The organism is Cytobacillus solani (assembly GCF_006704205.1).
In the GTDB taxonomy this organism is placed as follows: Bacteria; Bacillota; Bacilli; order Bacillales; family Cytobacillaceae; genus Cytobacillus; species Cytobacillus solani.
On record NZ_CP041305.1, the window covers coordinates 3,807,874 to 3,821,910 of the forward strand.

Annotated in this window: 18 protein-coding genes; 14 read left to right on the forward strand and 4 right to left on the reverse strand. The window is 36.8% G+C overall.

Translation table 11 applies throughout. The features are described from left to right. The first annotated feature begins 62 nt into the window (after positions 1-62). Complete coding sequence (locus FI644_RS19090; protein WP_053476646.1) at positions 63-371, forward strand: hypothetical protein; 309 nt, start codon at positions 63-65, stop codon at positions 369-371. 19 nt (positions 372-390) lie between these two features. Here the strand turns inward: FI644_RS19090 and yoyE are convergent, their stop codons facing one another. Further along, complete coding sequence (yoyE, locus tag FI644_RS26425) at positions 391-540, reverse strand: protein YoyE (protein WP_165571569.1); 150 nt, start codon at positions 538-540, stop codon at positions 391-393. Positions 541-560: 20 nt separating this feature from the next. Next, positions 561-689, reverse strand: coding sequence for a hypothetical protein (locus tag FI644_RS27180; RefSeq protein ID WP_256376268.1), 129 nt, complete (start codon positions 687-689; stop codon positions 561-563). Positions 690-880: 191 nt separating this feature from the next. Here FI644_RS27180 and deoD point away from each other — a divergent pair, with 191 nt between their 5' ends. The 6 genes from deoD (at position 881) to FI644_RS19120 (ending at position 6,753) form a co-directional block, all read left to right on the forward strand. Continuing rightward, positions 881-1,585, forward strand: coding sequence for a purine-nucleoside phosphorylase (gene deoD, locus FI644_RS19095; RefSeq protein ID WP_056685309.1), 705 nt, complete (start codon positions 881-883; stop codon positions 1,583-1,585). Positions 1,586-1,866: 281 nt separating this feature from the next. Beyond that, positions 1,867-2,718 (forward strand): M15 family metallopeptidase, encoded by an 852-nt coding sequence (locus FI644_RS19100; RefSeq protein ID WP_053476644.1) that lies wholly within the window; start codon positions 1,867-1,869, stop codon positions 2,716-2,718. A gap of 109 nt (positions 2,719-2,827) precedes the next feature. Then, positions 2,828-4,294 (forward strand): lmo1851 family serine protease, encoded by a 1,467-nt coding sequence (locus FI644_RS19105; protein WP_053476643.1) that lies wholly within the window; start codon positions 2,828-2,830, stop codon positions 4,292-4,294. A gap of 99 nt (positions 4,295-4,393) precedes the next feature. After that, positions 4,394-4,792 carry a hypothetical protein gene (locus FI644_RS19110; RefSeq protein ID WP_053476642.1) on the forward strand — a complete coding sequence of 133 codons (399 nt, stop codon included), beginning with the start codon at positions 4,394-4,396 and terminating at the stop codon, positions 4,790-4,792. Further along, the gene (locus tag FI644_RS19115; protein WP_056685308.1) at positions 4,792-5,709 is read left to right on the forward strand and encodes a CobW family GTP-binding protein; all 918 of its coding nucleotides are present in this window, start codon (positions 4,792-4,794) and stop codon (positions 5,707-5,709) included. The genes FI644_RS19110 and FI644_RS19115 overlap by 1 nt, the downstream gene beginning before the upstream one ends. 198 nt (positions 5,710-5,907) lie before the next feature. Beyond that, positions 5,908-6,753 (forward strand): hypothetical protein, encoded by an 846-nt coding sequence (locus FI644_RS19120; protein ID WP_142108725.1) that lies wholly within the window; start codon positions 5,908-5,910, stop codon positions 6,751-6,753. A 19-nt stretch (positions 6,754-6,772) separates the two neighbouring features. On the opposite strand, the gene FI644_RS19125 is transcribed toward FI644_RS19120, so the two are convergent. Then, entirely contained in the window at positions 6,773-7,015 is a 243-nt protein-coding gene (locus FI644_RS19125) for a hypothetical protein (RefSeq protein ID WP_053476639.1), read from the reverse strand. Positions 7,016-7,120: 105 nt separating this feature from the next. On the opposite strand from FI644_RS19125, the gene yoyC reads away from it, so the two are divergent. The 6 genes from yoyC to FI644_RS19155 all read left to right on the forward strand — a co-directional run bounded on the left by yoyC (position 7,121) and on the right by FI644_RS19155 (position 12,277). Then, positions 7,121-7,393, forward strand: coding sequence for a protein YoyC (yoyC, locus tag FI644_RS19130; RefSeq protein ID WP_075209168.1), 273 nt, complete (start codon positions 7,121-7,123; stop codon positions 7,391-7,393). An 83-nt stretch (positions 7,394-7,476) separates the two neighbouring features. Further along, entirely contained in the window at positions 7,477-8,454 is a 978-nt protein-coding gene (locus tag FI644_RS19135) for a YncE family protein (RefSeq protein WP_053476638.1), read from the forward strand. 2 nt (positions 8,455-8,456) lie between these two features. Further along, positions 8,457-9,140: a response regulator transcription factor gene (locus tag FI644_RS19140; protein ID WP_053476637.1), complete on the forward strand. Its 684-nt coding sequence runs from the start codon at positions 8,457-8,459 to the stop codon at positions 9,138-9,140. Further along, on the forward strand, positions 9,137-10,534 hold the full coding sequence (locus FI644_RS19145) for a sensor histidine kinase (protein ID WP_053476636.1): 1,398 nt from the start codon (positions 9,137-9,139) through the stop codon (positions 10,532-10,534). Before FI644_RS19140 ends, FI644_RS19145 begins: the two co-directional genes overlap by 4 nt. 77 nt (positions 10,535-10,611) lie before the next feature. Continuing rightward, complete coding sequence (locus FI644_RS19150; protein ID WP_053476635.1) at positions 10,612-11,076, forward strand: FixH family protein; 465 nt, start codon at positions 10,612-10,614, stop codon at positions 11,074-11,076. Positions 11,077-11,506: 430 nt separating this feature from the next. Beyond that, positions 11,507-12,277, forward strand: a complete 771-nt coding sequence (locus FI644_RS19155; protein WP_142108726.1) for a CAP domain-containing protein — start codon at positions 11,507-11,509, stop codon at positions 12,275-12,277. Positions 12,278-12,560: 283 nt separating this feature from the next. Here the strand turns inward: FI644_RS19155 and FI644_RS19160 are convergent, their stop codons facing one another. After that, complete coding sequence (locus FI644_RS19160; RefSeq protein WP_142108727.1) at positions 12,561-13,034, reverse strand: Hsp20/alpha crystallin family protein; 474 nt, start codon at positions 13,032-13,034, stop codon at positions 12,561-12,563. A gap of 186 nt (positions 13,035-13,220) precedes the next feature. On the opposite strand from FI644_RS19160, the gene FI644_RS19165 reads away from it, so the two are divergent. Further along, the gene (locus FI644_RS19165) at positions 13,221-13,994 is read left to right on the forward strand and encodes an SDR family oxidoreductase (RefSeq protein ID WP_053476632.1); all 774 of its coding nucleotides are present in this window, start codon (positions 13,221-13,223) and stop codon (positions 13,992-13,994) included. The last annotated feature ends 43 nt before the right edge of the window (positions 13,995-14,037 follow it).

A 14,037-nucleotide genomic window follows, 5' to 3' on the forward strand; every position in this document is an offset into this window, starting at 1 on the left:
ATATTTAAATAAAGACAGTTATTTTGATTATTAGAATGAAGGGATGCAGGAGGGGAGACACATTGCTAAAAGAGCTTACTAGGGTGAAAACAAAGCTATTTGATGTGACCATTTTTCAAACGCCTGAATTTCGGCAAACAAAGGGATATAGACAAGTGTACAGGCTGTCAATGGAGGGGGTCGATCATGAGGAATGCTTATATTCCGTATTTGCGACATTTAATGTCCCAGATCTCATTCCTAAAGATTTTTCAGGCCGCTTTATTGCGACAGGTGATATTTTATTTATTGATGAAGGGCGTAAAGGGCAATATTATTATCAATTGCAGCCTGGTGGATGGAAGATAATTAATCGTATACAAATTAGATAGGGAGAGCATTATGCTCTCCTTATTCCGTGTTGGAACCGGGGTTCCCCTTTCTTCCTCCGCTTGCGGAAAATTCCTTCCCATGTGCTTCCTGCTCAGCGATGATGGCTTCTTTAGGAATATGGTTATTTTTCTTCGGTGAATTGATTCGGTTTCGATGTTTTTTTCCCATAATGATGCTCCTTTATTTATTTATTTATTGCTTTTTGTTTTCACTGTTTTAGAAGTATGAGGTTCCGTATTTGCTCTTGATGTTGGGTTTGTCTCATTGGCATGTTGAACAGCCTGTCTTAATTTCTTTCTCATTTTTTCCTGTGACATGAATGCAACCTCCTTTGGAAAAGCTATTGATAGCTTTCCCGTATCCAATAAATTAATGCTTAAACTTAAAGTGAATCTTCAATCAGTGGGGGGCTTACAGCCCGTTATTCTGCGATAAACGCTTATCGGAAAGTGTTATATATGGTATAGTGGGAAAGACAGGTAAGTTTTTGATAAATGGAGGTTACATAATGAGTGTTCATATCGGTGCAAAAGAAAATGAGATTGCAGAAACGGTTCTTTTACCAGGAGATCCGCTTCGCGCCAAATATATTGCTGAAACATTTTTAGAAAATACTACTTGCTATAATGAAGTTCGTAATATGTTTGGATATACGGGTACATATAAAGGAAAGCGCATCTCTGTACAAGGGACAGGAATGGGTGTCCCTTCGATATCAATTTATATAAATGAATTAATGAATAGCTACAATGTGCAAAATCTAATTCGGGTAGGTACTTGTGGTGCTATTCAAAAAGATGTAAAAGTAAGAGATGTTATTCTTGCGATGACAGCTTCTACAGATTCACAAATGAATCGCCTTACTTTTGGCGGTGTTGACTTTGCTCCGACTGCTAATTTTGAGCTATTAAAGAATGCATATGATGCAGGCACGAAGAAAGGCTTAAACTTGAAAGTCGGAAATGTATTTACAGCTGATATGTTTTATAATGACAACGCAGAATTAGAAAAATGGGCAAAGTATCAAATTTTAGCGATTGAAATGGAAACTGCTGCTCTTTATACACTTGCTGCAAAATTTAATCGAAAAGCATTATCCGTTTTAACAGTCAGTGATCATATTTTAACGGGTGAGGAAACAACAGCTGAAGAAAGACAAACAACATTCAACGAAATGATTGAGGTAGCACTCGAAGCAGCAATTAAAGAATAATGAATGGTTTATTGAACTGGTTCATACATTGAGCCAGTTTTAATTTTTTATAGGCGATATTAAAGCTATTGCTGATTTTTATACTAGTTGATAGTAGCTGAAAGCGAGTCTGGTAGTGGAAATCAACAGCAAAGATTAATATAGTCATTTATAATTAAATTCAGGTAGTCGTACCTATATAGCATGTTCCAATTTTGGGATATTATTTAACTCTGAAAATGTTATTTTTTCATGTTAAAATAAATAATGCTTACTAGTTTTATAGGGAATAGGTGGAAAAAATGAAAAAAATCATTGCTTTAACAGTTATTTTAAGCTTGCTGCTCGCTGGATGCAGTCAATTAGATCCCATTTTGGAAAAGATTCCGTTTTTGAAAAAAAATAATGAATCTGAAAGTACGGCAGATGTAATTGATGAAGAAGCAGAAAAGAATAAGGAAGAAGAGAAAAATCAAACAGAGGAACAAAGTCAGCCAGAAGATGATGTACTAACGCTTGAAGCTGCTTTTTTTAATGATGTGAAAGTTGTTAATGGAAGAAATGTCATTCAAAATCCGACAAACTTTATGGTTTTAGTAAATAAGGAATTCAGCCTCCCTGACGGTTATACCCCAGAGGATTTAGTGCGCCCAAATGTATTGTACTCATTTGGGGATCAGGATATTGAAAAAGCCTATATGCGAAAAGATGCAGCTGCAGCACTTGAAACGATGTTTGCCGAAGCAAAAAAACAAGGGATTCACTTGTTTGCTGTTTCAGGCTACCGGTCCTTTAACAGGCAAACGCAAGTATATAATGCAGAGGTAAGTAAATTTGGGGAAGAGAAAGCAGCCTTAGCAGTAGCTGTTCCAGGGACAAGTGAACACCAAACAGGCTTGACTATGGATTTATCTAGTCAAAGTGCTAAATTTGAACTCTCTGAACAATTTGGGGAGACGCCTGAAGGGAAATGGATTGCAGCCAATGCCCATCTTTATGGATTCATCCTGCGCTATCCAAAAGGAAAAGAAGCCATTACAGGTTATAAATATGAACCATGGCATTTTAGATATGTAGGAAAAGAAGCAGCAACAACAATTTATAATAAGGGTTGGACCTTAGAGGAATATTTCGGAACAGTTAAGAAAATATAAATGATCAACTGTAATTGATTGCTTAACTTTGTTATTTCTATCAAAAAAATGGTATTCTATTCAATAAGGATTAGAGGAATTTTTATGTAATACGAAAGTGGTGAAGGTTTTGCAAACGGAGGATTTAAACCAGGATCAACCAGAAAAGCCAACTGGCTTTATCCGAATGAAGAAGTTTCCATTTGTCATGATGCTTTTATTAGTTGTAATTATTTCTGCGGGGATTACAGCTGTTGCATTTTTGATTGGTACACAAAAGGCAGTGAATAGCAGTGGAGGAGATCGTAATGAGTTTCAAAAGCTATATGCTGCCTTTGATTCGCTAAAAACCTCCTATTTTCAGGAACTAGATGAGGATAAGTTAATTAATGGAGCGATTAACGGGATGGTAGATGCCCTAGAGGATCCATATTCTGATTATATGAGTGTAGATGAGGCAAAAAACTTTCATCAAAGCATCTCCTCTTCATTTGAAGGCATTGGAGCTGAAATTCAAGAAAAGGAAGGATCGATTGTCATTGTTTCTCCTATAAAAGGTTCACCGGCTGAAAAAGCTGGACTAAAGCCAAATGACAAGGTAGTATCTGTAGATGGAAAAAGCCTGCAGGGCATGAGTTCATCTGAGGCTGTACTTTTAATTAGAGGAGAAAAAGGAACAAAGGTGGAGCTTTCGATATTGCGTCCAGGAGTAGATGATGCAATGACCGTTCCGATTGTCCGCGATACGATTCCTATAGAAACGGTATATGGAGAAATGCTTGAAGATGGCATCGCAAAGGTGCAAATTACTTCTTTTTCTGAGAATACTTCCAATGAGCTTGTAACCAAGTTAAATGAATTGCAGGATCAAGGGATGAAAGGCCTCATTCTTGACTTAAGACAAAACCCTGGTGGATTATTAGATCAAGCGGTTAAAATTTCAAGTTTATTTGTACCAAAGGGAGAAATTATTTTCCAAGTAGAAGATCGGAGTGGCAAGCGAGAGGAATATAAATCAGCTGGCACTAAAAATCCAAAGATTCCGCTCGTAGTCGTCATTGATAAAGGAAGTGCAAGTGCATCAGAGATTCTTGCTGGAGCGGTAAAGGAAGCGGCTAATATCCCACTTGTAGGAGAAAAATCATTCGGAAAGGGTACTGTCCAAAGAGCACAAGATTTTTCTGACGGTTCTAATATGAAGTTTACAACAGAAAAATGGCTAACTCCGAAAGGAAACTGGATTCATAAGAAAGGAATTACACCTGATTATGAAGTAGCATTGCCTGAATATGCGACATTGCCTTTCATTAATCCAGATTTGGAATTAAAGCTTTCTATGTCTTCAAAAGAAGTGAAGGCAGCTCAGCAGATGCTTATTGCTATTGGTTATAACCCTGGCAGGGAAGACGGCTTCTTCGATGAGCATACAAAATCGGCTATTGAAAAGTTCCAATCGGCAGAAAAGTTAAAGGCGGATGGAGTGCTAACGGGTCAATCTACCCTCGTTCTCATGGAGAAGTTACGAGAAAAGCTTGATAAAGACGACACACAAATCAAAAAAGCCGAAGAAATTCTAAAGCAGGAAATGGGTTCATAGTCTTTATAAAGAAAAGCGCTCTCCTAATTTTTGGTGGGTGCTTTCTTTATGCACAGATATAAAAGGTCTAACAAAGAGCAAACGCAAAGAGGTGTTACTTTGAAACAAATTCCTCATCTTAATGAACAGATAAGACAGGAAATTATGAATATTGAATTGCAATGTGAACGTTTAGGTCAAAAGCTGGAAACTATTTTTACCGATGATTTTCATGAATTAAAAGAACAAATTGTCATTGAACTGATTCGTGAGGTAAAAGGGCGACCAGCGAAAAGCGAGGATATCTTTAATGAAAACTATGAGTCCTATCTTGAGGTGGGTGTCGAAAAGAAAGACGTGTATTTTCCGAATGCATATATCCCTGTCTGGAAATGTAAAAGAGAGATGTTTCATTCGATTGGATTATTAATGAACGATAATTTAAACTTACTTGAAAAGAAATTATGCAAAATTATTACTGAAATGCACGAAGATCATATGAAGGAAAGGGATTCTTAATGAATAAAACGGAAATATATATTTTATCTGGTTTTTTGGGGAGCGGAAAAACTACTTTACTTAAACAGCTTTTAACGGAGGAGAAGAAACAAAATCGAAAAGTTGCTGTGATGATGAATGAGCTTGGAAAAGTGTCAATTGATTCGGATGCAGTCGATGAGGACATTCCGCTTAAAGAATTGCTTGATGGCTGTATTTGCTGCACGATTCAGGATAAGCTTGAGTCGCAATTACAAGGGCTGCTAGTGATAGATAAACCTGATGCAATATATATTGAGGCAACAGGAGCTGCTCATCCGGTCGAGGTTTTAGATGCAGTTATGTCCCCGTTATTTGCAGATCGAATTGAAGTTAAGGGGATCATCTCTGTTGTTGACGGAAAACGCTGGCTAAATCGACACTCACTCAGTCCTCAAGTACAGCAGCTTCTCATTGAACAAATACGTCATGCTGATTTAATTTTACTAAATAAAACGGATGAGTTAACGGATGGGGAGCAATCGAAACTAACGATGGAAATCCAAGCCCTTAATTCTCATGCATTTTCTATTTTGACGACTTTTGCGAAAGTACCGATGCAGCAGATAAAAAGATTATCTTCAAGTATAAAAACAGATAGAGCACAAGCACATGTAAGTACAGACTTAAAGTTAAGTACATATGTGTATCAGTTTAAACAAGCCATTGGCCAAATGGAATTTGAATCCTTTTTAAGAAAGCTTCCAGATACGATATATCGAATAAAAGGATATGTAAAATTTCATTCTGCGGAGTTTCCAAGTCTGTTTCAATATTCCTACGGCATGCCTTTATATATGAAGGAAAATATGAATATGCCGCTTAATATGGTTTTTATCGGTGAAAATATTGACTGGAAGCAAGTAGAAGAAGAACTACATGCACTAGAGGCCAGATAAATCTTCATTTTAGAAAAACGTGTTCAGTTTAAGATGAACACGTTTTTTTATTGGAGAATTTCAAACTTCAGTCTCCTTTTGTTTGTATGAAGATGATTATGGAGCTTGTGCATTTATTATGAATACAAACTCTTCCATTATGGAAAACTTTTTAAATATAGGGTTTTTGAAAATAAATAATGAAATTGAGTGGGAAATATGAAGTTCCGTATTGCAGTTATATTAGTGATTGCTGTGCTATTAAATAGTTCACCTATACTTGCAGACAAGAGCAATGTAAGTATCCAGATTGAGATGCTTCCATGGGATAAGGTAAATAAAATTCTTCCAAAATATAGTAAATTTATTGTTATGGATGTTGAGACTGGAGAGAAATTTCATGTGCAAAGACGTGCAGGTAGTAATCATGCAGATGTTCAGCCGTTAACCTCGAAAGATACGAAGATCATGAAGAAAGTATATGACGGAAAATGGAGCTGGAAGCGAAGAGCGATTATTGTTATTAATGGGAATCAATGGATAGCAGCCTCCATGCACGGAATGCCGCATGGTGCAGGGGCACTAAAAAATAATTTTCCTGGGCATTTTTGTATCCATTTTTATGGGAGTGCAACCCATCGAACAAATTTTATGGATCTATCACATAAATTAATGATCTTAAAATCTGCTGGTAAGCTACAAGAGTATATAAACCAAGCTGACCCTTATGAAGTCATTCGTGCATTTTTTGCCGGAATGAAACAGCAGGATATTCGAATTGTTTCTGCAGTCTCCTTGCAGAAAATTGAATGGAAAAATCATCTTAAATATGTAGAAAACATAAATTTATCGCGTATGCTCGTTATGCCGATAGAAGATCTTTCAGAAGACTTAAGTCTTGAAATTCCTGTTGAGGTTGATATGGTCATAAAAAATTCCGGGAGAAGGTCTTTCAAAGGCAAAGTGTATTTAGTTAGATTTTCTCCTTATGATGCTTGGGAAATTGACAGCATCCAATTTTTAGAGGACAGCAAATTATTATTTATAAGCAATAAAAAAGCTTGAGAGGATGGTCTCTCAAGCTTTAATTTTTTTCTCCGAACTTGATAAAGGTTCTTTCATCCTCTACTAAACCGCAGGCGCCGCATTGAACCCGATAATCTGGACCTCTATATCCCATATGGAAAGGGCTTAAATTTTCACTCGTGTATTCTTCAAGGATCACACCGGAATGGGGATCCATTTTAACCGATTGTGGAACTTGTTTTATAATGTTAAAGCGGCTCTTATTTGTTTTACAATTGGGACAGCAATATGGCGAACTCATGTAAAATATTCTCCTTTCGTAATTATTTACATCTATTTTTTGCACAATTGTTTTTATTTATGTAAAAATGGGAGTGATGCTAACGGTGAATAGGAGGAAGCCCCATTGAATAAGGAAATAAATTTTAATCAATTATTAATAGAATATCGTACATTATGGAATAACCGTCTGCTTTCTACAGATGAAGAAGCCGAATATATTCTTAAAACTGCAATAACAAGAGAATTAAAGGATGAAAATTCTCATCCAAGAGTAAGGAAATCGCCACATGAGAAATTTTATTTTGCTGTGAAAAGAGTGATGGAATCTCACTTAACTGAGAATGATAAACAGCTGCTTATTCAAGTTCATCTTGAAATGATGGAGAATATAAAATAACAATATCCACAAACCCATTTCACATTTTTATCACAAACTTTGTGTATGATGAGGGATAGTATATGTGAAGGAGATTCCTGAAAATGATGCGGAGTTTACTTAAAGTTGTGATTTTCCTGGTTGCTGTTTTTTTTCTATCATCCTGTTCGAATAAAGGATATCCGCCAATCCAAGAGGATCGTTCGATCGCAGCAACTGTGAATATTAAAGATAAATCCCTTTCATTTATAGACCTGGACAAAATGGAAAAAATGCTTGATTGGGAAATGGACAAGCCATATACCGGAGCTATTATTTTTCCTGATGGAGACACGATTCTTCTGTATGGCAAGCAGGTGGAAACGGTTGATCTTTATTCACTGAAAAGAGGACAGAAGATTGATAGCTGGAAAACAGGCAAAGGGATTGTTAATGGCAAATTGCTGCAAGTGGGTTCAGAGATTGCCTTAGTTGATCAGGATTTAAACAAAATTAGGTTCTTTAATCTTGAAGGGGAAGAACTATGGAAAGTGAGCACAGAATTAAATCCCCTTACTATACTAGAGGCAGAGAAGGAGAAAAAGCTTTTTGTTCTTAGTTTTAATAAAGAACAGTTAACAGTTATTGACCTAGTGAAAAAGGAAAAAATGGCTGGCTATCCCATTCACCCATCGGCAGCAGGGGCGTGGTTAAATGAAGAGAAGGGTGAAATTTGGATTGGCGGACATGGAACGGGAGCAGAAATTGAAAGAGATATTCATGTGTACGACTCCATTTCAGGGAACTTTAAACGTAAGATCCCAGCCCCATCTATGCCAATAAACTTTATTGGCAATCACAATCATGTATTTGTCCTAAGCCATGGAACAAGTAAGCTATATCAATTAGATGAAGATGGAAATGTGCTCGGTTCAATTGTTGTTGGGGCGAATCCATTTGAAATGCTGCTTGTTGACAATCAATTGATCATAGCAGGATATGATAGCAATGATCTTCATATTGTTGATTCAGAGAATCTAAAAATAATCAAAACGATTTCCGTCGGAAATGGGCCATTTCAAATTGTAGTGAGGGAGAGATAATAATGGGGCAAACAAATATCTTAATAATCGATGATGAAGAAGATATGCGTCATCTTGCGGAAATGTATCTCGAAAACTCTGGCTTCCATTGCTTTCTTGCTGCTAGTGGACTGGAAGGGTACGAAGTATTAAAAAATAAAACGATCGATTTGATTATTCTTGATATCATGATGCCTGATGAAAATGGTTATCAAGTTTGTGCACGAATAAGGGAGAAGTATAATATTCCGATCATTTTTTTATCAGCAAAAGGTGAGGAATGGGACAAGGTGAAAGGATTACAGCTTGGTGGGGATGATTATATCGTAAAGCCATTTAGTCCTGGAGAAATGATTGCAAGGATACAGGCTGTTTTAAGAAGAACAGGAATGACCGCTACAGAGGCACAGTCACGCATACAATTAGGAGAAATAGTTATTGAGCGAATGGCAAGAACAGTGATGGTAGCTGACACGATGGTTGCTCTTACATTGAAGGAGTACGAGCTATTGCTTTTTTTTGCTGATCATTATGCGCAAGCTTTAAGCAGAGAGCAGCTATTGGAGCATATTTGGGGGATCGATTACATAGGGAGTTTACGTACTGTAGATACACATATAAAGACACTCCGAATGAAGCTTGGGGTAGCGGATTATATTCAAACAGTGTGGGGAATTGGCTACAAATTTGAGGTACAGACGAAATGACATTCAACATGGATAGCATTGCAAAAAAGCTTTGGCTGACGATCACGGCTGCCATTGTCGTTACGATTATTTACTCTTATTTTTTGTCCTATCTTTTTTATGAAAAGCTTTATGTTGAAAATGTAGAAGAAAATTTACTCGAAGAAGGGCACCGTCTTGCTGCTGAGTATGAAGGTGGCCCGTTAACGGACGAATTGAAGGATAGGATTGATTGGTATAGTTCAAAATCCGAAACAGAAATATTTATTGTTAGTAATCCAAGAGAATTAAGCGCATGTCTCCCTTTTGATATTGATTATGAAACATTAATTAGCGGAACGGAAAGAGAAAAACTGCTTAAAGGGAAACCAGTCCAGAAAATAGGCTACGAAGAGCGGTTTGATAGAAAAATAATGGCAGTTGTCATTCCTTTATTGGACGAAAATCGATTGGAAGGCATTATTTATCTCTATATTCCTTTAGCAAAAATATCAGAGGTAATGACAGATTTTGCTTATTTGTGGATGATTGCAGGGATTTTATTTCTCGTCATTGCCATTTTTACAGGTACGATGCTCGTTAGAAAACTGACAAAACCGTTAATTGATATGAAGGATGCTGCAGAAAAAGTGTCACTAGGAGACTACTCAGTAAAAATTACGAATGATTCCATGGATGAAATTGGACAGCTTGCTCAAGCATTTAATCATATGGCTTCTTCTATTCAAAAAGAGGATGAACGCAAGAAAGAGTTTCTTGCAAATGTATCACATGAATTAAGAACCCCAATTAGCTACATTAAAGGGTATAGTGATGCTTTACATACTGGAATTATCAAAGAAGAAGATCAGAGCAAATATTTAAGCCTAATTCATCGGGAAGCAGGCAGAATGGAGAGGCTTGTTGGAGATCTTCTTGATCTGTCAAAGCTTGATTCAAATGAATTTAAGATTGAAAAAACCCCTCTTCCACTCGGGCAATTAATTGAGGATTCCGTTCAGAAATACATATTAAAGATGAGAGAAAAAGAGATCGAATTTAATTATGAAGTAGATCCTGACATTATCATTAATGGAGATGCTGGAAGAATAGAACAAGTGCTTCAAAATATTCTCGATAATTCGATTCGTTATACAGATAAGGGTAGGATTACATTGAAGATGTTTAAAACTTATAGTGGGTGTTCGATTGAAATTACTGATACTGGTGTTGGGATACCTGCTGAGGATATGGATAAAATCAAACAGCGTTTCTTTCGGGTGAATAGAGCGCGAACAAGAAAAGATGGTGGCACAGGCTTAGGGCTCGCAATTGCTGAAAAACTCATTTCACTTCATGGTGGTACATTAAACATTGATAGTCAGCTTGGAAAAGGGACAATGGTACAAATCAATCTACCTGTTCTAGATATTTAAAATTTTTTTCACATATACCACACAACTTAGAGTTAATATGACTGCAAAGCAAGACTAAGATAAAGGGGATCATACAAATGAGAAAATTATTATTACTGCTCGTTTTATTAGTAATCGCAGTTTTTACTGCAGCATGTTCATCAGAGAGTAAAGAAGAAGAGCTTGCCATTCTTGATGTGAAATTAACAATTAATCCGGAAAAAGCTGAAATAAATGAACCAGTTGTTTTTGAGGCAAACGTTACGTATGGAGAGGAAGAAGTGACAGACGCGGAGGAAGTCAAATTTGAAATTTGGCGGGCAAATGACGAAAACCATGAAAAAGTGGCAGTTGAGCACGCAGAAAATGGCATCTATCGATTAGAAAAAAGCTTTACTGAAGAAGGCACCTATTATATCTATTCACATGTTACGGCAAAGAATATGCATAGTATGCCAAAAAAAGAGTTCGTCATCGGTCAGCCAAGTGAGCCTGAGCAAGATAACTCCGAAATGAAGATGGATATGGATGGGGAAGAAGGAGAACACAGTGGTAATCATTAAAGAAAGCAGCCAAGAGGCTGCTTTTTAGGTTTTAAGATGGCTATTCCTCCTATTCCTTCCATTCTATCCATCATGGTACATTCACAAATGTAACATCCGCGTAATATAAGTAAAAGAAGTACACCGTCAAAAAACCTGTCAATACTAATTTTCTAGTATTAAACTGGAAGTTTCTTAATTGGAGCACCATATATGTAAATCTTACCCACGGAAAAATTAGCCAGAGATTTAATACTAAAAACTAGTTAAATAAAGGTTAATCTCTAATTCTAGTATTTTCACAAACTTTCAATTTTCTAATAATTGCTAGTAAACTAGTTAAATGTAAATTCCTTCCTAAAATATTACTAGAAACTGTGTGTTATGATGATTGTGCAAGTTACACAGCACTACAAAAAATAAACCAAACACATCAGGGAGGATTTATATAATGAATAAAAAAGTAATTTTTTCAGTAGCAGCTGCAGCAGCATTATTAGTATCTAATCCAGTAGTGAACAAGGCGGACGCAGCATCAAATTGTCCAACTCCACAACAGGTGAAAGTTGTTAACTTACAACAATCTACTATTATTAATAAGGATCAAATCAATAACGAGATTCAAAAATTAATGAAAGAATACAATATTACTTGGAATCAAGCAAATAACCAAATAGTAAAGCAGCCAGTACAAACTCAGGCTCAAAAGCCAGCACAAACTCAGGCTCAAAAGCCAGCACAAACTCAGACTCAAAAGCCAGCACAAACACAAACTCAAAAGCCGGCACAAACACAAACTCAAAAGCCAGCACAAACACAGCCATCAACACCTGCATCCTCATCAGTAAGTGCTTATGAGCAAAAGGTGTTAGATTTAACAAACCAAGAACGTGCAAAAAATGGCGTACCTGCTTTGAAGCTTGATGTAGAATTAAGCAAGGTTGCACGTGCAAAATCAGCTGATATGAAGGCAAAAGGATATTTTGATCATAATAGCCCAACTTACGGATCACCGTTCGATATGATGAAGCAATTCGGTATCACATATAAGTCAGCTGGTGAAAATATTGCCATGGGTCAACGTACACCTGAAGAAGTAGTGAACGCATGGATGAACAGTGAAGGCCACCGTAAAAACATTTTAAATGCAAGCTATACACATCTTGGAGTAGGCTATGTTGCAGATGGAAACTATTGGACACAAATGTTTATTGGAAAATAAGTAAATAAAAACAAATGAACAGTTCCATGAGGGACTGTTCTTTTTGTATTCCGGGAATTTATATTATCAGATATTGTGTATAATTATGTGATGAATTGATTTCCGTTCAGATCCATTAGAAATGCTTCAGCAGCATTTACTTCGCACGAGTGTTAGAGATAGCTTATAGGAGGAGCCTCCCTCTTTGGGGCTAAATAAATCCTCCCAGAAAGGTACAGAACATCTTCTTGTGAGGCTCATTTTATGCTTGTCGGGGGTGATTAAGGCGCATCCTCATTTATTTTTATAAAATATCAGTAACATCAACTTCAGAAAACTGCATATCTACATTTTTGGGAATTTTCACTTCCAGTATGTCATCCTTGATATGGGCAGTCGTTCCTTTTTTTTTGACAAGGGCTGGGAGTGTAATGATATGCTTATCTTCATATTCCGGGATATGCTCAATAATCATTTGGTTTGAGGTATGAAAGAGCCTCAAATTTTTCCGCCATGACTCTTCTTTTAGCGGGATTCTTACAAATACAAAATCATGTGTTTCAAATACTGAAGAGGAAAATGTAGAAGAACTGGAGGGCTGTTGCTTCTGCTCTCCAAAACCTTGCATGAAATCTTGAGCATTCATCATCCCCTGCATTTGTTCGGGGATCATTTGTCCCATCATGTTTTGGATATATTTATTGATATCTTCAGGGTTCATTTGCTGCATCGCTTTTTTAGCATCTTTATGAAATGGGAAGAGATTCCAAGGAAACATGGGGCATCATCCTTTCAAATACAGGAAAAGTCATTTAAGAATTATGGATTCTTTTCATAATATGCTGAGAAGGACTTAATCGTTAAGGAAAGTTTTGAGATAATAGGTAAATACATTTCATTTGCATATCCTTATGGTTACGAATAATATATTAGATAAAAAGCTATATTACTGTGGGGTATGCTTGTGAGAGAAAAAGCCGCATTAATAACTGGAGGGGCTACTGGAATCGGAAGACAAACAGCTTTTATCCTTGCCAAAAACGGGATTCATTTAGTTATTAATTACCGAAACAGCAAGGAAAGAGCTGAATCGCTCGCCTATGAGTTGTCTGAAAGGTTTGGAACAAGGAATATTGCTGTAAGCGGTGATATATGTGATGTAGCGGATTGCCAAAAGATTGCAGCGGCAGCACTTTCAGCTTTTTCAACGATTAATATTCTGGTACATAATGCTGGCCCTTACATACATGAAAGAAAAACGATGACGGAGTACTCATTTGAAAACTGGCATTATATTATTAATGGGAACTTAAACGCTGTTTTTTATTTATCCAAATTATTACTTCCTAGAATGAGAGAAGAACGGTGGGGCCGCATTATAACAATTGGCTTTGATCGTGTAGAGTCAGCTCCAGGATGGATATACCGTTCAGCCTTTGCTGCGGCAAAAAGTGGAGCTGTTTCATTAACAAAAACAATGGCTCTTGAGGAAGCGGATAACGGAATTACTGCTAATATGGTTTGTCCTGGTGATATTACAGGTGAATGGAAGGAAACGGGAATTCTTAAGGCGCTTGAAGGAATGGATGGAAATTCTCCTGTTGGCAGGCCAGGAACAGGGGAGGACATTGCAAGGGTTATTCAATTTCTAATCGATGAAAAATCTGATTTCATAACCGGCAGCGTGATTTCTGTAACTGGTGGAAAAGATGTATTAGGAAAGGTATTCAGGGACTAGGATAAAAAAAGACTAGGGAAGTAAGAATTTTCTTTCTTCCCTA